Here is a 19198-nt window from a genome sequence, read left to right on the forward strand (position 1 = left end):
ATCCTTGGGGATATAATACAGGAATGATTTCCAGTAACGATTTTCGCACAGGTACTACCATCGAATTGGATGGACAAGTTTGGCGTGTTGTAGAATTTCTACATGTCAAGCCTGGCAAGGGTTCTGCTTTCGTGCGAACAAAATTAAAATCAGTTCAAAGCGGCAACGTGGTTGAAAAAACTTTTCGAGCCGGAGAATCAGTACAGCAGGCTATCCTTGAGAAGTCTAACCTCCAGCATACATATGTGGAGTCCGGAGATTATGTTTTTATGGATATGACAAGTTTCGAAGAGACTAGACTTTCCTCTGAACAAATTGGAAAAGGGGCAAAGTATTTGAAAGAGGGAATGGAGGTCACAGTCATTTTCCACAATGGTAAAGTTTTAGAAGTTGAACTTCCAATATCTATTACTTTGAAAGTTACTGAGACTGATCCTGGAGTTAAAGGGGATACTGCTAGTGGGGGCACGAAACCAGCTATTCTAGAAACAGGTGCTCAAGTTATGGTACCTTTATTTATTTCTGTGGGAGAAATGATTAAAGTTGATACTCGTAACGATAGTTATCTTGGACGTGAAAATTAATGGCTATGAAACTAGATCATGAAGACTTAAATCGCTTAATAGAGAAAATCTCAATAAGCGATATTCAAGAATTCTCATTAGAGGGAGAAGATTTTAAACTCGAAATAAAGCGGAATTTATTTGATCAGAACCAATTTACTAATAATTCAGTTTCAAAAACTTCATCTGACAGTCAAGTAATTTCTAATCAAAAATCTATTAATGATAATGTCCAAATAGTTAATGAGCCAAAGGTACCTCAGGTAGCTCCTCCTGGACGCTCAGACCTGATTGATATTACTTCACCTATGGTTGGCACGTTTTATAGAGCTGCAGCGCCAGGCGAGGACCCTTTCGTTGAAATAGGAAATAATGTTAAAGTCGGCCAAACTATTTGTATTTTGGAAGCTATGAAGTTAATGAATGAGATTGAGTCTGAATTTAATGCTGAAATAGTAGAGATTCTTGTTGAAAATGGGACTCCAGTTGAATTTGGTCAAGTTCTAATGCGTGTTAAGCAGTCTTGAATTTTTAGTCATTTCTACGGCAGCTTTTATAGCTTCAACCATACTTTGTGATTGAGCAATGCCTTTGCCGGCAATATCAAATCCTGTTCCATGATCAGGAGAAGTTCTTATGAAAGGTAAACCTATTGTTGTATTTACTGAGTAATTAAGAGCTATAACCTTCATCGGTATTAAACCTTGATCATGATACATAGCAAGAATACCATCATGTTTTTCAGCATCTTTTTGTCTCCAAGCTTTTGCGGAAGAATTCCAACAACTATCTGGTGATAAAGGTCCTAATAATTCAATATCTTTATTCTTAGCATTCCAAGCAATCAAAGAATTACTAAGCCAATCTTTTTCTTCATTTCCCAAAATACCTTCTTCGCCAGCATGAGGGTTTAATCCAGCAACTCTTAAAGTAGGTTTCTTTTCATACGAGAGACAAAATTCTTTTAAAAGATCTAATTTGGCGTGGATTAAATTTGTATTTAGTCTTTTTGGTACTTCACAAAGTGCTATGTGAGTTGTAGCTAGTAATGTATTAAATCTCCAACCTGTTATTGGTGATTTAGCTGTGAATAACATACCGAAATTTTTTACTCTGCATGATTTTGCTATTACTTCTGTTTGCCCAGAAAAGTTATGGCCAGCAAGTGCCCATGATTTTTTGCAAATTGGGCCAGTCACAAGTGCTGAATTAGGATATTGTTTTACAATTTCAATTGCTTTTGTTAGGTAATAAAAACTTGAATGTCCATAACTTGATTGAGATTCATTTTTAGATGAAGAAATTTCGATATTGTGAATTTGTAAATTTTTTGGGTTTGCGATTTTTTTCAATCCTAGATTTTTAAGTTGTGTATATGTATTCTCTAGATTATTTTTTGACCCAACTAATATATAGTCAGTATTCTCTGGTATCTCACGAGAACCAAGAGCTTTTAAAATTATTTCAGGTCCTATACCAGACTCATCACCGACACTTAATACAATCTTAAATTTTTCACTAGTATTTTTTATATTCATTAAAAGTTTTTAAATTAATATTCAAAGATTTAAAAAGCAGTTTTTTAGGCCAAGTTTATAGTTTTTATAAATTAGTTTATATCCTAATGTTTCGCATAATAATTTATTAGAAACTTTTCTGTTTTCCATCCAAAATGATTGGGCTATAGGTGACAATTCTTTTTTTACTTCTTCAAATAATGTCGGCTTTGGCATTTTTAGGCCAAGTAAATCGTAACAATATTGAATAACTTCTATTTGAGAGCAGGGTTCATCATCTGCAATATTAATAATTTTATGAAATTTTAAAATATCTTTATTTTGTAATAAGTAAATAATTGCATTTGCAATATCAGCTACATGAATCCTTGAAAATACTTGATCTTTTTTTGTAATAACGCGAATTTTTTGATTTCTGATTGCCTCAAAAGTAGATCTTCCAGGTCCATAAATACCAGGTAACCTGAAAATTTGTACGGGCAAATTAGATTCAATCCATTCTTTTTCGCAATTTAATCTATTAAGGCTCCTTTTTTGAAGAGGATTCGGTTTATTCCTTTCAGATACCCAATCGCCTTCCGTATTGCCATATACTCCTGTGGTAGATAAATATCCAACCCATTCAAGGGATAAACTTTCTAGTTTACTTTGAAGAATTCTTAGTACTGGATCGTTGCCATTTTTGTTGGGAGGTATGCAGCTAAGAATATGTGTGACGCCATCAAAAACTTCTTCACTAGGGACTATTCCGTTTTCACTGTCAAAAACGAAACTATTTGGATCTTTGTTTTTAGATCTCGAACTTGTTAAAGCAGTACAACCTAATTTTCTTATTGTTTTTGCAAAAAAACTACCGCTGAAACCACATCCTAAGATTAAAAATTTATTTTTTCTTAGTAAACTTGCCAAGTTATTCATATAGTATTAGAGTAGTACATATGTATTAATTTACAATGAATACAGTTGTTAAGCCTCAATTAAATTCAAAAACTTTCTGCAGTAGCAAAAACTATATTTTTCTTAAAGAAAAAAAGATAAGTTTTCTTAATATCAAATTCTATCAAAAATTATTTGTTGTCTTCATTTCATTGTCCACATTTTTAATAATCCCAGAATCGCCAAGAGAATTGGAAAACATTTGTGAGATCTATAATTCTAAATCTTTATGTAATGTCTGGTAGTTAAGCTGCCTTATATTTTGATTTATTTTTTTCGCAATCCTTATTATTTACCTTGAAGTTAGGAGTTGCCCATTGTAATAATCTTATAGCTAATCTTAAATCACCTTCTAACCATGCTCTTATCGCCATTGCTCTTCTAGGATCATAAAATTTTTGCTTTCTATACCAATATAAAGCATTTTCATCTGATTTATCCCCATTACAAGAAAGACAAGCAGGTACACAGTTTTCTGTAGTGCTTAAGCCACCTTGGCTACGTGGTAAAACATGGTCAATAGATTCAGATGGTTTTCCGCAATATATACAACTCTTTCCTGTAAATCTATGAATTGATTTTCGCCATTGTCTAAATCTGAACTTAGGACATAGGTCCTCTAAAAAAACCGCATCATTAATATGCATTAAGGCTATTTAATTAAATAAATAATGGCTTGAAAATATCAAAAGTCAATATTTTTTTATTATTTTTTAGTTCAAATAAGATTACAAAAATATAATTTAGTGTATATAGATACAAAATAAAAATTTATAAATAATCTTTCTATAGATTATTATTTTAAATTCTTAACTAATAGCTGTACCTATCAAGAGTTGCTTCTGAGAATTGTTCATTAGTTTCATCAATGTTTTCTTTATCTCTTGATTCTTTTTCCTTTCTTTTTCTTTCTTTTTCTAATTCTCTTTGAAGTTTTCTATCTGGATGAAGTTTATCTAAGTATTCAATACAGTAACTAAATTTTTCGCGTTCTCTTATTACTGTTTCAGTGATTTGTGATGCTGCTTGTTTAGGAGATACTTTAAAAATCCCCCCTTTTTGTTTTTTTATGTAAGTATATGCTGCTTCCCAACTACTTCTATGGTCATTCCCACTATCTCGCATACTACAAAAAATTTCTGCTCCAAATGATCCTGCACTTACTTTTGAGGTTGTAAAAATTAAGGGAGTTAATACTCCTAGAATTAAAAATATTATTTTTTTTTGCTCTAATCTTTCCATTAAACTTTTTTCTTCTATTTAAAAATATCTTTAATTAACAATATGTCTATAGAAATTTAAGATTTTATTACTCCAAGAAAGGTCAAGCATTTTACGACTAGAGGAAGAATTAAAAGCACTGTTATTAACCTTACTGCGTGAAGAGTCGCAACTGCTGCTCCTACTCCATATTCTGATCCGACAAGACTCATACCGCTAATACCTCCTGGTGCAGCTCCAAGAATAGTTGTAATGATATCTATTTTAAGTAATCTGCTAGTCCATAATCCAATCGCTAACCCTGTAATAACTAAAGTAAAAGTTATTAAGATAGCTGGTCTCCACAAGGTTTGAAGATCAACTAATGAGTCTTTAGTTAACGATGTACCAATAACCGTTCCAATCCCAATTTCTAATATTGTTCTTGTACCAATTGGCCACTCTGCAACATCGACTTTGCCACTTACACTAAGTATACTTGCGCCTATTAAGGCGCCTGCCAATGGAGCAGCAGGTATGCCTGTTTTGAGAGCTAAAGCTCCAAAAATACAACCTGCAATAAGATAATAGATTAAATTTATGTTAGGCATTAATTTTAAAGATGTTTGATAATAATATTAGAAAGAATTTATTTTGTTTAATTTTATAGTCAAATAATATTTTTGGTTTTCTCTCGTAATGTCCCCTTTTGTTGGCATAATATTAACTAAAGCTTGAATTTTTATGTCTTCACAAATTTCATACAAAGATAATAAAAACCGCATCAAGAAAAAATTATCTTTTTTTGAGGGTGGTCATCAACTTGAAAAATTAGAATTTGCCCTTGCAATAGCTCAAACCAACGGTGATGAACAAAAATCAATCGTTCTTAGAAAAAAGATTGTTGAATTAGGCGGAAATGTTGAAGAGCCAGGAACCTAACTTAATTTCCCTCAAGATATTTAGATACAACAACTAAAGCTTCACCAGCTTGTTGAGCTGAAATTTTACCAAGGTCTAGTAGTGTAGTACTAATAGCCGAAATTACTGTAATAATATCCCTATCATTTACATAACCTAAGTGTCCGACTCTAAATATTTTCCCCTTCAAATGATCTTGACCACCAGCAAGTAAAATATCAAAATTACTTTTTATGGTTTTTCTAAATTCTTCAGCATCCATTCCTTCAGTTTTTATTGCAGTAATAGAAGGGCTTAAGTATTTTTCATCAGCAAATAATTTTAGATTTAAAGTCTTTACAGCATTGCTCATTGCTAATTTATGTTTATTATGTCTGAGGAAAATGTTATCTAAGCCTTCTTCTCTCATCATTTTTAAAGCTTCATCTAAAGCAAAAACTAAATTAACTGCTGGGGTATAAGGATTACTATTACTTAAAAGGCTTTTCTTGTAGGATTTTAAATTTAAATAAAATTTTGGTAAATTAGATTTCTCTGCAGCTTCCCATGCTTTTTGACTAATTGCTATAAAACTAAGCCCTGGAGGTATCATATATCCCTTTTGTGATCCGGAAGCAACGATATCTAATTCCCATTCATCTACTGGTACATTGCAAGCTCCAAGACTCGTTACGCAGTCAACAATTGATAAAGCTGTTTTGTGTTCGCGAATATATGAACTTATAGTTTCTAGATCATTAATTACGCCGGTTGAAGTTTCAGAATGAGTTAAAATAACTGCCTTTATTTCTTTTTGTTTATCTTCCTCTAATAATTTTTTGAATTCTTCTGGATCAAGTGGAGTCCCCCATTCGGAATCAATTTTTATTACTTCTAGGCCAAATTCTTCAGCAACTTTTACCCATCTTTCGCCAAATTTTCCATTTTCTCCACAAATTACTTTATCTCCTTTACTTAAGGTATTTATTATTCCAGCCTCCATTGCGGCAGTTCCACTACCAGTAATTGTTAGAACATCATTTTGAGTTTGATGTAGCCACTGTAAATTTTTAGTAGTACTTTCTACGAGATCTTGGAATTCTTTACTGCGATGGCCTATTGGATGTTTACTTAATGCTTGTAAAACTTTTTCTGGAACTGGTGTTGGTCCAGGAATCATCAATGATAATTTTTGTTGTATGGCCACTTTTTGTGAAATAGGTCATTCTTAGATTAGTTCTCATTATATATTTTTCAATTACTTGATTTGAAAAAAGGATTTTCTTTACCTTTGTGGGTTGCTGGAGCTGCTAAATCAGCATTAAAAAAATTAGTAGGATTACCATTTGAGAATTATGAACTAATAAGGATTCCTAATGAAAAAAAAGAAATAAAAATCGAGATTCATTCTGTCGGACTACTTAAAGATGATTCGCATGCATTAGGAATTTCCTTTGCAAGGTCTGGCTTAGATCTTGATATTACACAAAACTTAGAGATATGGACAATAGCTGCTTTTGAAAAAATTTCTTGTAAAAATCTTGTTCAAACAAATCTAATAAATATTATTGCAGGATCTGGTGTAGGGATTAAAGAGGATACATCAGAGATATGCATTTCTGATTTTGCAAAAGAAGTTTTATATGAAAATTTATTGGATATTATCCCTGAGGGTTTTATTTTGAATTTAGAAATTATATTCCCAAATGGGGAGTTTCTAGCTCAAAGAACTAGTAATCAATCATTTGGTATTGTAAATGGGTTATCTATTATTGGAACTTCTGCTGAGACTTATTCTAGTGCTTCACCCGATCAATTAGAAGAGGCTAAAACAGAACTATCGAATTTAGTTAAAAATGATTTTAAAGGGAAAGTTGTTTTTGTTATTGGTGAAAATGGCTTAAATTTGGCAAAAACTTGTAATGTTAAATTGCCAATTATAAAAGTTGGTAACTGGATAGGTCCATTGATAGTTGATGCTGCAATAAAAAATGTTCAAACTGTAGTTCTTTTTGGTTATCATGGTAAGTTAATTAAATTAGCGGGCGGTATTTTTCATACACACAATCATTTAGCTGATGGAAGAATTGAAATCCTTGTTTATCTAGCCGTTAAAGAAAAAGTCCCATTCGAAATTATAGATAAATTATCTCACTTAGATACCCTTGAAGATGCTTTATTACTTCTTGAAAGCTTTAGTAAATCTATAGCAGAAAAATTATTCCAAAATTTATCAAATATGATTGAAAAGCGTTCTCTTGCATATGTTAATAGGTATGTAAAAACTGATATGGAGATTGCAGCAATCATTTTTGATAGAAAAAGGAAAATTAGGTGGTCAGGAAAAAATGGTAATGACTATATTGCTTATTTTCAATTCGATTAATTTTTGATTGATTATGCTTTTGTAAATAATTTGAGCTAACTTTTATACATGAGTCAAAAATCTTTAAAAAAAGAACGGGATCCTTCAATATTAATTTTAGATTTCGGATCTCAATATTCTGAATTGATTGCGCGAAGAATCAGAGAAACCAATGTTTTTTCTCTTGTGGTAAGTAACTTGATTTCAGTTGAGGATATTCAGAAAATTAAACCTAAAGGGATAATTTTGAGTGGAGGACCAAATTCTGTATATGAAAAAAATGCGCCTAAATGTGATCAAAAAATATTTGATCTAGGAATTCCTATTCTTGGTATTTGCTATGGAATGCAATTAATGGTTAAAGAACTTGGGGGCTCTGTTACTTCAGCTACTAAAAAAGCTGAATATGGGCAAGCACCAATAAATATAGATTTAGCATGTGATCTACTTTCTGGTGTAGAAGATAAATCTATAATGTGGATGAGTCATGGTGATTCAATTAATTGTTTGCCTGATGGATTTAATAAAATTGCACACACCGAGAATACACTTCATGCAGCAATTTCAGATGATAAAAAAAAATTATTTGGCGTACAATTTCATCCTGAGGTGGTTCATTCAGAGTTTGGGATGACTCTAATTAGAAATTTTGTTTATAACATCTCTAGATGTTCAGCTGATTGGACAACCGAAACCTTTTTAGAGGAGACAATTCCCAGGATAAAAGAACAAGTTGGTAATAAGAAAGTTTTGCTTGCTTTATCAGGAGGCGTTGATTCTTCAACTCTTGCTTTTCTACTTAATAAAGCAATTGGGAATCAGTTGACATGCATGTTTATTGATCAAGGTTTCATGAGAAAAGGTGAACCTGAGTTTTTAATGAATTTTTTTGATAAGAAATTTCATATAAAGGTTGAATATATTAATGCTAGGGAAAGGTTTATTACAAAATTAAAAGGGATTATTGATCCAGAACAAAAAAGGAAAATAATTGGTGAAGAATTTATTAGAGTTTTTGAAGAAGAAAGTAATAGATTGGGACCTTTTCATTACTTAGCGCAAGGTACTCTATATCCTGATGTTATTGAAAGTGCTGGTACTAATATTGATCCTAAGACAGGTGAGAGAATAGCTGTAAAAATAAAGAGTCATCATAACGTTGGCGGGTTACCAAAAGATTTACAATTTAAATTAGTTGAGCCATTAAGAAAACTTTTTAAGGATGAAGTTCGAAAATTGGGTGCTGCTCTAGGCTTGCCGGATGAAATTATAAAGAGGCATCCATTTCCAGGACCAGGTTTGGCAATAAGAATTTTGGGAGAAGTTACTAATGTAAAACTGGATTGTTTAAGAGATGCGGACTGGATAGTCAGAGATGAAATAAAAAAAGCAGGTCTTTATGATGATATTTGGCAAGCTTTTGCAGTATTGTTACCGGTTAAAACTGTAGGAGTTATGGGTGATAAGAGAACTTATGCGTGGCCAATAGTTTTACGATGCGTGTCTAGTGAAGATGGAATGACAGCAGACTGGTCAAAAATTCCTTTTAAGATTTTGGAGAGAATTTCAAATAGAATAGTAAATGAGGTAGTTTCTGTTAATAGAGTTATATATGATATAACAAGCAAACCTCCTGGCACAATTGAATGGGAGTGAAGAATAGGTTATAAACCCAGTTATAGACTCAAAAAGTAGGTTTCCCTCAGGTTTCCCTCAGGAAAATGTGTGTTATTATGGGTTCAAACATGTTGGTATTACTAGGTTTATGACTGCATTTTTTCTCGGTATTATAGAGTGGGAGTAAATATTAAGCATTAAACCTTGTCTATGACTTGTTTTTTTTTACTTTAGGAGATTATTTTTATTTATTTAAAAGTTGATAAATATTCTTCATCTGCATATATATTTAACGGTTTTGATACTGAATAAAAGAGTGCTGAATACAAAAAAGATGCATAGATCTAACAAGGAGGTCTGAAAAATTACAAATGGAAGTTCATTATGAGTGATGATGTTATATCTTAAGTAAGAGATTTGTATTTGCAAATTGATAAATATTGAGAATAAGAAACTCTCTCAAAGCAAATATAGGCCTGAGATTGATGGTTTAAGAGCATTTGCTGTTATTGCTGTAATTATCAATCACTTTAATAAAGATTTACTTCCAAGTGGTTATTTAGGAGTTGATATTTTTTTTGTTATTTCAGGATTTGTAATCACATCGGCAGCAGAAAAAGAAAGCAAGAACCTCTTTGACTTTCTTTCTGGTTTTTATGAACGTCGAATTAGAAGACTCATACCAGGGCTAATATTTTTTGTTTTAGTATCGAGCATAGTAATTTGTTTTTTCAATTTCAATTCAGGAGTTAGTTTACAAACGGGGATAGCATCTTTGCTCGGATTATCAAATATATTTTTATATTCAAAGTCATTAGATTATTTTGGTCTCTCTGCAGATTTAAATATGTTTACGCATACTTGGTCGCTAGGAGTAGAGGAGCAATTTTATTTTTTGTTCCCATTTCTAATTTGGTTTTCTGGTTTTGCCAAGCAGACCAAGCATGGAGTTCGTAATCTGTTTTTAGTCATGGTAATACTTTCTGTTCCTTCTCTTATAGGATTTCTATACCTTTATCAAAATAATCAACCAGCAGCATATTTTTTAATGCCATTAAGGTTTTGGGAGATAGGAGCAGGTTGTTTATCTTTTTTATTTTATAAAAATCAAAATAAGAAAGGAGAAAACTCAAGTAATTTTCTGACAATAATTCTTTTCTTATTAATAATTTTTATATTTATCTCTCCAAATGAAATTGCAAGACTTAATACTTTGACAACAATATGTATCACATCATTATTTCTCTTAAAAATAAGGACTAAACATTTTTTATATAAAATTTTAACCATTGATAAAATTCGTTATATTGGTTTAATTTCTTACTCTTTATACTTATGGCATTGGTCAATTTTAGTAACTAGTAGATGGACAATTGGTATAACAAAATATTCTATATTGATACAAATAATAATAATGTTTTTAATGGCAATTCTTTCTTATGAATTTATAGAAAAACCATTTAGAACAAATATTTTTAATTTTTCAAGATTTCAAACTTTTGCACTCGGTATCATAATCTCATTAATTTCAATATTTAGTCTTTTAATACTTGGTAAACCCTTAAAAGGTAAACTTTATCTAGGTAATTATAAATATATAAATTTAATTACAAGATCTAGAAATAATTCAAATAAAAATATCGTATCTGAATATGGTGATTACTCTGGGAACTTTTGTCATATAAATAAGGGAAATAGTTCAATTAATAATTTTAATTTTGAAAGATGTAGTATTAAAAATAATAATAATAAAACATTTTACTTTTTAGGAAATTCTCATTCTGATCACTATCGTGAAACGCATTATCTTCTAGCCAAAAAAAATAAAGTTTCAATAGAAGGTATTTCTGTTAGCGAATGTTTATTTCCATCAGCAGAATTTAAAAGGAAAAAATGTCAAAGTCAGTTTGTTATTTTAGAAAGAGTAAAATCATTAATCAAAAAAGATGATGTAATTGTTATTTCCAATGATGGTATTGGCGATAATATTCTAGAATTAAATGTTTTTATTGAATTTGTATTATCTAAAGGAGCTAAAGTAATATTATTTTCAATTTCTCCTAATTTTGAATACCCAGTACAAAATTGCTATGAAAATTGGTTTTCAAAACAAAACAAAAAAAATTGTATGATTCCTAAAAGTCAAATCTTAAAAAGAAGAGCACAAGAAATAAAAATAATAAATAATCTGAAAAAGGATGTTTTCATATATGATCCATTAAATGTCCTCTGTAAAAATAATAATTGTTCTGTAACCGATACCTCTGGAAAACCTTTATATATTGATCAAAACCACATAACTGACTATGCAAATAAAAATTATATATATCCAGATTTTATAAATTTCTTACAAAGAAATAATTTTCTTTAAAATTAGTAAGGTTACTTCTTAAAAATAGACATCTTCCAAATGAGAATTAAAACGTAATGAGTGAGATTATTAAATTAAGTCGATCTACTGTTGAAAAATATCTTAGTTGTCCAAGATGTTGTGTACTGGATAAGAAATATAAAATAAAACCGCCATCACTACCATTTACACTAAATATAGCTGTTGATAATTTATGTAAAAATGAATTTGATCACTACCGAAGAATTCAGGAACCACATCCTTTATTTATTGAAAAAGGTATAGATGCTATTCCTTTCAAACACAAAGATTTAGAACTCTGGAGAAGTAATTTTCAAGGGATAAGATATAAGTCAATTGAACATAATTATGATTTTGGTGGAGCTGTAGATGATATTTGGCAGAAAAAAAATGGTGATCTTATTATCGTTGATGTTAAAGCAACTTCTAGAAATAATTTTGATTGGACTAAAACTTTTAATAAATACGAATATGCAAAAGCTTATAAAAGACAATTGGAAATGTATCAATGGTTATTTAAAAAAAACGGTTTTCAAGTTGCTAAAGAAGCTTACCTTTTATATTTTAATGGCAAGAAAAATGAAGAGGTATTTAATAATCAATTAAATTTTGATGTACATCTAATTAGGTTAGATTGTTATACTTCATGGGTAGAAAATAAGATAATTGAAACGGTTAATTTACTTCGTTCTGATATTTTCCCCAAACCTTCAATAAATTGCGAATATTGTAATTATCTAAAAAAGCGCTGGGATTTATCAAAAAATTAATACAAATAAAATAATTATTTGATATTTCTGGAAAAAAATTAAATAAAAGATAATCTTTAATTAGATTATAAAATTTTGGACTTTTGATAAAATCGAAAAACTCTGAAAGAAAGATAACTAATCATCTCCAACAAGATGTAGTAAAAATTTCTGGGAAAACAATATTTATTAATCCTTTTTTGTATTGGCGGAGATTTGACGAAAATACAAATAGATGGCTTAGAGAACCTGGTCAAATGTCAGAGGATCAGATTCAACCTAATAGGAATCGTTTTTATCCAGAAATAGAGTGGGCTGATTTAAGTCATGAGCAAAAACTTATAAAAGATGCGACAGTTGAGATGTTTTTAAAAACTCTTGAATTGATTAGTACATTTCACCCTAATCTTAGTTCAGGACAATTATTAGAAATTGAGAGAAAAATGGCGATTATAAAAAAAATACCTTTTGAAAAGTGGGTCACAAAATCTTTCGCAAAAAAAGCAAGATTATTAGAAAATGAAAAACGAAAATTTCAGAGAGAAAGGTTTTTAAGCAGTTGGAGGGAATGGTTTATTCTTCAAAATACTCAACAGGCTATTTTGCCATTGATAGTCACAATATTTATATCATCATTTATTGGTTGGTCTTTAGGAATATCTAAAAACAGTTGCAATCCCTATTTTGAACAAAATTTTGATAAATTAAATTAATTTATTGTGATATTTTTTAGTACTGAACTTAATATTATTTTGATAAAATAAATTTTTTTATTTAAAATTGTATATATAGAATAATGAATTTAAAATTTTATGAATGATAATTTTAATTCTAGTAAGATAAAAAATTACGATAATACTTTGAATAATGAAGAAAGTGAATATAAAAAATTACTTACTGTACTAAAAGAGATACGCGAAACCATTGCCTTATTAGAAAAAACAATATCTAGATAAATTTAAATTCTTTGATCAAAAGTAATTCTAATAAAAAACTTATTTCACCAAGGAGACAACCTGTAGTCTTACTTATTTTTTCTTCTATTTCGTTTTTTTTGATTTTATTAAGGTTGATTTTTTTACAACTATTAAATTATGAATCTTTTAAAATAATGTCTGATGAGAATAGGATTAGACTGATTGCTTCGCAACCAGTACGTGGAAGAATACTTGATAAAAATGGCTATGTTTTGGCAGATAGTAGAGTTAGATATTCTTTGATAATAAAACCTCAATCTATAAATCAAAGATATTGGGAAAAACAAAAATTACGCATCTCTAATTTGTTAGATATAGATAGTAATTCAATAGAAAAAAAATTTCTTAATGGTTTACAAAATCAAAAACTCTCAGTCACTATTCTTGATGATTTAAATATCGAGCAATTAATAAGATTTAGGGAAAATGAAGATAATTTATTTAGTTTTGAAATAGCTACGAAATTAATTAGAAATTATCCTTATAAATCTGTAGCTGCTCATGTGATTGGTTATACTCAGCCAATCAATGATTCAGAATATAAATTCTTATCTAAGAAAGGTTATAAATTTAATGACTTAATTGGAAGAACTGGAATTGAATATGTGTATGAAGACTTTATAAGGGGTGAATGGGGCGGAGAGATGATTGAAGTTAACTCTTTAGGTGAATTTCAAAAATCGTTAGGTATCAAACCGTCTAAACAAGGTAATGATATTGAATTGACAATTGATATAGACTTGCAACTAGTTGCAGAGGAAGTTTTAAAAGACAAAAAAGCGGGAGCGATAATAGTTATGGATCCAAGAGATGGTGCAATAAGAGCGATGGCAAGTAGCCCAACTTTTGATCTAAATTTTTTTTCAAAGGATTTTAAGCCTGAGAGGGAATATAATAATCTATTTAATTCTTCTGAGAAACCTTTATTTAATAGAGCACTAAATGCTTATGACCCAGGAAGTGTATGGAAAATTGTAACGGCTTTAGCTGGCTTGGAAAGTGGAAAATTTCCCATTGATACAATGCTTGAAACAAAATCATGTATTACTTATGGCAGCCAATGTTTTAGAGAACATAATGATTTAGGCTTTGGAGTAATAGGTTATGAAGATGCTTTAAGAGTTTCAAGTAATACATTCTTTTACCAAGTGGGATATGGAGTAGGTGTTGATGAAATTTATAAGGTTGCCAGAAAACTTGGTTTTAATTCTTTTTCTGGGATTGAAATTGCTGAGCAAGAAAATATAGGACTAGTAGCTAGCAGTCAATGGGCTAAAGATGGTAGAGGATGGGGGGACCCTGGAAGAACCCCTTGGGTCCCAGAAGATATTGCAAGTATGTCGATTGGTCAATTTGTTGTTCAAGTGACTCCTATTCAAATAGCAAGAGCATATGCTCTGATTGCAAATGGAGGTTATTTAGTGACTCCTCATTTAGTTAATAAAGATGGGGAATATCTTTCAGAAAAAAAACGAATTAAAAGTGATATTGATCCAAAACATATTCAGTTAATAAACAATGGTTTAAGGAAAGTAGTTGAATCTGGCACAGGTGTATCAATTAATTATGGAGTTTCAAATTTACCTCCTGTTTCAGGTAAAACGGGAACTGCAGAAGATGGTGAAGGTGGTTTAGATCACGCTTGGTTCGTTTGTTTTACTCCCTCCGAAAAGAGTGAGTTACTTATAGTCGCCTTTGCACAAAATACACCTGGTGGGGGATCTGTGCATGCACTTCCTATGGCTAGAGAAATTTTGAAAGTTTGGAATAAGAAAAAATGATATTTTATTATCTTTTAAAGTTCTATGTTTTTAATTTTTTCATTTGTAGAAGTCTTTGAATAATATCTTCAATAGTTTTGGTATCTATCGGTTTGCTATATGAGGATAAAAGCTGCCTCCCCAATACCTGACTTCCTAAATGAACTAATTGAATACGTAATGAAGTAAGAAGTTCCAGTCCTATTCCACCAGAAAATGTTGCAATTGCGATAGGTTGTCCATTAAATAAATTCCTGAAGTCATCTCCCGAAATAGAGAGCCATGCTATGAAGTTTGAGAGAATTGGAGGTATGGATCCATTATATTCTGGAGCACAAATAACCCATTTTTCTATTGCGAAAAGCTTTTTTTTTAATTCCTTTATTTCACTTGGAATATTTTCTTTGCTATGAATTCGCGGATTAAATAGTGGAATATCAATAGTAGTAAGATCTAATATCTCAGAACTTATTTTAAGTTCATTACTTTTTTCAAGGAATTTCTGAGAAAGTTCTAGATTTTTCCCGCAACTAGCTGAAATAATTATTAGATCCTTTGATTCAGTCATAAATAAGATAAATAAATTTAATAGTTAGCACCAGTTTTACGGTGATGAACTGCTGTTAAACAATCGGACTTAAGTATATTACCGTGTTGTACTTCAGCATATATTACCCAATGATCCCCACATTCCATTCTTTCTTTTACAGAGGCATCCAACCATGCTAAGGAGTTAGGAATTATTATCTGTTCATTAGGAGTAAATTCAATATTTAAGCCTTCGAATCTATTCTCACCTGGTGAAAAAGGTTTTGTGAATCTTTTCAAAGGTTCTTTAAAATCTTTTTCACTTAAGATATTTAAAGCAAATGAATCTCCTACTTGAAGTAGAGACTCTACAGATCTATCCTTTGCTACAGCAATACTTAATCCTGGTGGAGAAAAACTTGCTTGACTAACCCAGGATGCAAGCATAGCTCCTCTGATATTATTCTCATCTTTTCCTTTAGAAGCAGTTAGAACACAAAGTGACCCAATTACTCTTCCAAGAGCTTGTAACTTTGGATCTGTTTTACTTGTGATCATTCCAGTATCTGATTTTCTAGGTTTTTTCTTAGCTCTCTTTATAATTTTTCTCCCAAAGTGGGTTCCTATTTCTTCTAGCTCTTTAATTTTTGGTTTATTTGGACTGAATTTAATTCTTATAGGTTCAAAACTAAAGTGAAAACCGCCGTCTTTTAATTTTGATTCAAGTAAATCTATCGCCTCGCCGCTCCAGCCGAAACTACCAAAAATCCCAACCGGTTTATCTCTATTGCCCTCTGATAATAATGTCCCTAATGCACTTACTATAGGCGTTGGGGCGTGCCCCCCAAGTGTGGGAGATCCTATTAAATATCCATCTGCATTTTGGATAGATTTTATGAGTACATCATTTGATGTAAATTCACAATTAATACTTTCCACTTCAACTGAGGTTCTATTTATACCTTTGGCCAAAGCATCCCCTATGGAAGCTGTATTTCCATAAGCACTTGCATAAATAAGAGCGATTTTAGGATTATTTGTTGTGAGATTTTCACCCCATCGAATGTAGTCATTTAAAAAGCTTTTTAGGCTATATTCAATAGCTGGACCGTGCAATGGTGCAATGGTTTTAATGTCATAATCTGCAATTTTTTCAGTTATTGATACCACTTGATTAGACATCGGTGCCATCAAACAATCATAAAAGTGTTTTCTATCAATTTCTGTGCTAATTCGATTTGTCTCAGACCAATATTCGGATGCAATATGAGCAGAGAAAATTTTTTCACTTAAAAGTATTTCTTGATTACGTTCATAAATTATTAGTCCTCCAGGCCAACGTGCAGTTGGAATAGGAATTAATTCTAGTGAAATTTTTTCTAATTCTAAATTAAGTTCTTTCTTAATTATGTTGATTTTGGGTAATTGAACTTCAATAAATTCTTTTAAGTTAGGATTTCTTTGATTCCAAAGTTCACTAATAAGTTTGAAGCCAGGATTTGAGCAAGTTATAGTTAAGTTTTGAAATTGTTTATTTACTTCTTTTATGGTTTCTATTATTTGGGGGTTGATATGTCCAGAGATGACGTTAATTTTTTTTAATTTAAATTGATTAAAAAAGTTAGAAATTATTTCATTAAATGAATTTAAATATTGCTTTTCAGGTGGATGAATAATTAAAAGTTCGTCATTATTTCTTATTAAAAAAGTGTTAAATGAGGTTCCTTTCTCTAGATTAAATTCAAGTTCAAATCTTTCTTTATTATGATCGAGAAATCTAATGCAAGTAATATTTTCAGCAATTTCAAATTTTGAAAAGTTTTGATTTTCTTCAAATAAGCTTATATTAATCTCTGACATTTTGAAGACTTATTTACTAATAGTGATTAGCAACTTTTCTGTGATGAACTGCTGTCTTGCATGATAAGTCAGAGACATTACCATTTTCAACAATTCCGTAAATTATCCAATGGTCAGGAGTCTCCATCCTGGAACTAACTTTACAATCTAGAAATGCGAGTGAATCTGATAGGACTGGTCCTCCTTCTGCAATGTTGCTAATTACATCTACATCTGCAAATCTATCAGCTCCAGGAGCAAATCTTTTTAAAAAATGTCTGAACATTTTTTGATAGTTATCTTCTCTCAAGATATTCACAACAAAACCTTCTCCAACTTGCATATATGATTCAATAGCTCTATCTTTTGCTACTGCAACAGTGATACCTGGTGGAGAAAAACTTGCCTGACTAACCCAACTTGCGACCATAGCACTTTGTCTAAATGTAGAACCTTCTCCTTGGCTAGCTGTAACTACATATAATCCTCCACTTAATCTTCCTAACGCTTTATCTAAATTAGAATCTAAGCTCTTCATTGAGGCAATATTTTTCTTTTTATTGATCAATTGGCCTAAGTCAGTTCCGGCTTCTTCGAATTGTTGATAGACAATAGGATCTGGAATATTTTTCACTCTTAAAGGAGAGAAAGCTTCTTTTTGGCCAAGTTCTCTTAGTTTATTCGCTAAGGAATCTATTGGTTCATCATTTCCACCAAATGCATCATAAACAGCCGTAAATTGTTTAGCCTTTAATGCGGCAAACAATGTCCCAAGAGATTTTTTTAATTCATTATCTGAATCTACTGGCCATGTCGGTATGACTACTGCTTTTGATTCAGAAATTAAACTTGTTAATTCTTGCGGATCAGAGGATCTTAAATCTATTAATTGAACTTGTGCATCTGCTTTACTTATTCCATGTGATATAGCTTGACTTAGTCGGTCACAATAACCATAGTCGCTTATATAGCAGACTGATACAAAATCATTACCTTTGCTTTTATTGCTACTCCATTCTAGATATTTTCCTTTCCAATAATTTACTTGATTATGCAGCAAAGGTCCGTGACCTACCGCTATTGTTTTTAATTCAGGTAACTTATCTATTCTTTTAATTGCTTGCAAAACGCTTCTAGCGTTTGGACCCATTAGGCAATCGTAATAAAAACGGAAATCATCATATATTTCTTTTTGATCGATGTCAAAAAATTCATCAGAACAATAATGGAGTCCAAATGCATCGCAAGTATAGAGAACATGAGTGCTGTGGTCATATGAAAAAATTGTATCTGGCCAATGTAAATTTGGTGCGCTTATAAATTCAATATTATGTTCTAAACCGCTATTAGGATTAGTTCCGAGATTTAAAAACTCTCCACTCTTAACCTCTAGACGCTTAAAGGGAATATGTATTTGGTCTTCAATAAATTTAAGTGCTAATTTTGATCCTACTACTGTGATGTTTTGGTTTAATTCTAAAAGATTACCTATTAAGCCAGAATGATCAGGTTCTGTATGGCTTGTAATTAGATAATCCACTTCTTGTGGATTTACATTTTTCAGTAATTCTTTAAACCATAATTCTTCAAACTTTGCGTGACTAGTATCAATAATTGCTAATTTTTTTCCTTTAATTATGAAACTATTGTATGTAGTTCCATTTCTTAATCCAAATTCAATATCAAATCTACTACGATCCCAATCCAAAGATCTTATGGCAAATGAATCATCAGCAAAATTTTGAGATTGAACTGTCAACTTATTATTTATTTGTGCCACTTTAGAATTAGTTGTCTGGGCAGAGGCTATCATAGGACAAATCGCTTTATAGAATAACTTTAGTTATGTAGAATATAAATCCGCGTGATTATTTTT

19 protein-coding genes are annotated in these 19198 nt (G+C 30.9%); 10 read left to right on the top strand and 9 right to left on the bottom strand.

What is annotated here, in order from left to right; translation table 11 throughout:
* Positions 1–23: 23 nt before the first annotated feature.
* Together efp and accB are read left to right on the top strand one after the other, a co-directional pair.
* Positions 24–584, top strand: coding sequence for an elongation factor P (gene efp, locus EU91_RS07500; RefSeq protein ID WP_032524183.1), 561 nt, complete (start codon positions 24–26; stop codon positions 582–584).
* On the top strand, positions 584–1090 hold the full coding sequence (accB, locus tag EU91_RS07495) for an acetyl-CoA carboxylase biotin carboxyl carrier protein (RefSeq protein WP_032523817.1): 507 nt from the start codon (positions 584–586) through the stop codon (positions 1088–1090). Before efp ends, accB begins: the two co-directional genes overlap by 1 nt.
* On the opposite strand, the gene pdxA is transcribed toward accB, so the two are convergent.
* The 5 genes from pdxA to EU91_RS07470 form a co-directional block, all read right to left on the bottom strand.
* Positions 1067–2101 carry a 4-hydroxythreonine-4-phosphate dehydrogenase PdxA gene (pdxA, locus tag EU91_RS07490; RefSeq protein WP_032523818.1) on the bottom strand — a complete coding sequence of 345 codons (1035 nt, stop codon included), beginning with the start codon at positions 2099–2101 and terminating at the stop codon, positions 1067–1069. The genes accB and pdxA overlap by 24 nt on opposite strands.
* A gap of 21 nt (positions 2102–2122) precedes the next feature.
* Positions 2123–2998 (bottom strand): NAD-dependent epimerase/dehydratase family protein, encoded by an 876-nt coding sequence (locus tag EU91_RS07485; protein WP_032523819.1) that lies wholly within the window; start codon positions 2996–2998, stop codon positions 2123–2125.
* 263 nt (positions 2999–3261) lie between these two features.
* Positions 3262–3663 carry an HNH endonuclease gene (locus EU91_RS07480; RefSeq protein ID WP_032523821.1) on the bottom strand — a complete coding sequence of 134 codons (402 nt, stop codon included), beginning with the start codon at positions 3661–3663 and terminating at the stop codon, positions 3262–3264.
* A 166-nt stretch (positions 3664–3829) separates the two neighbouring features.
* Positions 3830–4258, bottom strand: a complete 429-nt coding sequence (locus EU91_RS07475; protein WP_032523822.1) for a DUF6554 family protein — start codon at positions 4256–4258, stop codon at positions 3830–3832.
* A gap of 56 nt (positions 4259–4314) precedes the next feature.
* Entirely contained in the window at positions 4315–4827 is a 513-nt protein-coding gene (locus EU91_RS07470; RefSeq protein ID WP_032523823.1) for an AbrB family transcriptional regulator, read from the bottom strand.
* Positions 4828–4960: 133 nt separating this feature from the next.
* Between EU91_RS07470 and EU91_RS07465 the strand changes: the two genes are divergently transcribed.
* Positions 4961–5158, top strand: coding sequence for a hypothetical protein (locus EU91_RS07465; RefSeq protein ID WP_032523824.1), 198 nt, complete (start codon positions 4961–4963; stop codon positions 5156–5158).
* 1 nt (position 5159) lies between these two features.
* On the opposite strand, the gene EU91_RS07460 is transcribed toward EU91_RS07465, so the two are convergent.
* The gene (locus EU91_RS07460) at positions 5160–6296 is read right to left on the bottom strand and encodes a pyridoxal-phosphate-dependent aminotransferase family protein (RefSeq protein WP_032523825.1); all 1137 of its coding nucleotides are present in this window, start codon (positions 6294–6296) and stop codon (positions 5160–5162) included.
* An 87-nt stretch (positions 6297–6383) separates the two neighbouring features.
* Between EU91_RS07460 and cbiD the strand changes: the two genes are divergently transcribed.
* From cbiD to mrdA, 7 genes are all read left to right on the top strand, one after another.
* Positions 6384–7502, top strand: a complete 1119-nt coding sequence (gene cbiD, locus EU91_RS07455; protein ID WP_032523826.1) for a cobalt-precorrin-5B (C(1))-methyltransferase CbiD — start codon at positions 6384–6386, stop codon at positions 7500–7502.
* A 48-nt stretch (positions 7503–7550) separates the two neighbouring features.
* On the top strand, positions 7551–9137 hold the full coding sequence (guaA, locus tag EU91_RS07450) for a glutamine-hydrolyzing GMP synthase (RefSeq protein WP_032523827.1): 1587 nt from the start codon (positions 7551–7553) through the stop codon (positions 9135–9137).
* 391 nt (positions 9138–9528) lie between these two features.
* Positions 9529–11469 (top strand): acyltransferase family protein, encoded by a 1941-nt coding sequence (locus EU91_RS0108380; protein WP_052041260.1) that lies wholly within the window; start codon positions 9529–9531, stop codon positions 11467–11469.
* Positions 11470–11525: 56 nt separating this feature from the next.
* Complete coding sequence (locus EU91_RS07445; RefSeq protein WP_032523828.1) at positions 11526–12239, top strand: PD-(D/E)XK nuclease family protein; 714 nt, start codon at positions 11526–11528, stop codon at positions 12237–12239.
* A gap of 83 nt (positions 12240–12322) precedes the next feature.
* A complete protein-coding gene (locus EU91_RS07440) occupies positions 12323–12931 on the top strand; it encodes a hypothetical protein (RefSeq protein ID WP_032523829.1) in 609 nt (202 codons plus the stop codon).
* Positions 12932–13030: 99 nt separating this feature from the next.
* Complete coding sequence (locus EU91_RS09245; protein WP_193741581.1) at positions 13031–13174, top strand: hypothetical protein; 144 nt, start codon at positions 13031–13033, stop codon at positions 13172–13174.
* Positions 13175–13185: 11 nt separating this feature from the next.
* Positions 13186–14976, top strand: a complete 1791-nt coding sequence (gene mrdA, locus EU91_RS07435; protein WP_072012883.1) for a penicillin-binding protein 2 — start codon at positions 13186–13188, stop codon at positions 14974–14976.
* A gap of 22 nt (positions 14977–14998) precedes the next feature.
* Here mrdA and EU91_RS07430 read toward each other — a convergent pair whose 3' ends face one another.
* The 3 genes from EU91_RS07430 to EU91_RS07420 are packed head-to-tail and all read right to left on the bottom strand — an operon-like array spanning position 14999 to position 19135.
* Positions 14999–15523, bottom strand: a complete 525-nt coding sequence (locus EU91_RS07430; protein ID WP_032523830.1) for an NAD(P)H-dependent oxidoreductase — start codon at positions 15521–15523, stop codon at positions 14999–15001.
* Positions 15524–15540: 17 nt separating this feature from the next.
* Complete coding sequence (locus tag EU91_RS07425; RefSeq protein WP_032523831.1) at positions 15541–17343, bottom strand: diflavin flavoprotein; 1803 nt, start codon at positions 17341–17343, stop codon at positions 15541–15543.
* A gap of 16 nt (positions 17344–17359) precedes the next feature.
* The gene (locus EU91_RS07420) at positions 17360–19135 is read right to left on the bottom strand and encodes a diflavin flavoprotein (protein WP_032523832.1); all 1776 of its coding nucleotides are present in this window, start codon (positions 19133–19135) and stop codon (positions 17360–17362) included.
* Positions 19136–19198 lie beyond the last annotated feature (63 nt).

The organism is Prochlorococcus marinus str. GP2 (assembly GCF_000759885.1).
Taxonomy (GTDB): Bacteria; Cyanobacteriota; Cyanobacteriia; order PCC-6307; family Cyanobiaceae; genus Prochlorococcus_A; species Prochlorococcus_A marinus_J.

Bases quoted from the DNA above. Each gene is read 5' to 3' on its own strand.
- efp (WP_032524183.1), top strand. From the start codon at position 24: ATGATTTCCAGTAACGATTTTCGCACAGGTACTACCATCGAATTGGAT.
- EU91_RS07480 (WP_032523821.1), bottom strand. From the start codon at position 3,663: ATGCATATTAATGATGCGGTTTTTTTAGAGGACCTATGTCCTAAGTTC.
- EU91_RS07485 (WP_032523819.1), bottom strand. From the start codon at position 2,998: ATGAATAACTTGGCAAGTTTACTAAGAAAAAATAAATTTTTAATCTTA.
- guaA (WP_032523827.1), top strand. From the start codon at position 7,551: ATGAGTCAAAAATCTTTAAAAAAAGAACGGGATCCTTCAATATTAATT.
- EU91_RS07470 (WP_032523823.1), bottom strand. From the start codon at position 4,827: ATGCCTAACATAAATTTAATCTATTATCTTATTGCAGGTTGTATTTTT.
- EU91_RS07465 (WP_032523824.1), top strand. From the start codon at position 4,961: ATGTCTTCACAAATTTCATACAAAGATAATAAAAACCGCATCAAGAAA.
- EU91_RS07445 (WP_032523828.1), top strand. From the start codon at position 11,526: ATGAGTGAGATTATTAAATTAAGTCGATCTACTGTTGAAAAATATCTT.
- EU91_RS07425 (WP_032523831.1), bottom strand. From the start codon at position 17,343: ATGTCAGAGATTAATATAAGCTTATTTGAAGAAAATCAAAACTTTTCA.
- pdxA (WP_032523818.1), bottom strand. From the start codon at position 2,101: ATGAATATAAAAAATACTAGTGAAAAATTTAAGATTGTATTAAGTGTC.
- accB (WP_032523817.1), top strand. From the start codon at position 584: ATGGCTATGAAACTAGATCATGAAGACTTAAATCGCTTAATAGAGAAA.
- EU91_RS07460 (WP_032523825.1), bottom strand. From the start codon at position 6,296: ATGATTCCTGGACCAACACCAGTTCCAGAAAAAGTTTTACAAGCATTA.
- EU91_RS07475 (WP_032523822.1), bottom strand. From the start codon at position 4,258: ATGGAAAGATTAGAGCAAAAAAAAATAATATTTTTAATTCTAGGAGTA.
- EU91_RS07420 (WP_032523832.1), bottom strand. From the start codon at position 19,135: ATGATAGCCTCTGCCCAGACAACTAATTCTAAAGTGGCACAAATAAAT.
- EU91_RS07430 (WP_032523830.1), bottom strand. From the start codon at position 15,523: ATGACTGAATCAAAGGATCTAATAATTATTTCAGCTAGTTGCGGGAAA.
- EU91_RS09245 (WP_193741581.1), top strand. From the start codon at position 13,031: ATGAATGATAATTTTAATTCTAGTAAGATAAAAAATTACGATAATACT.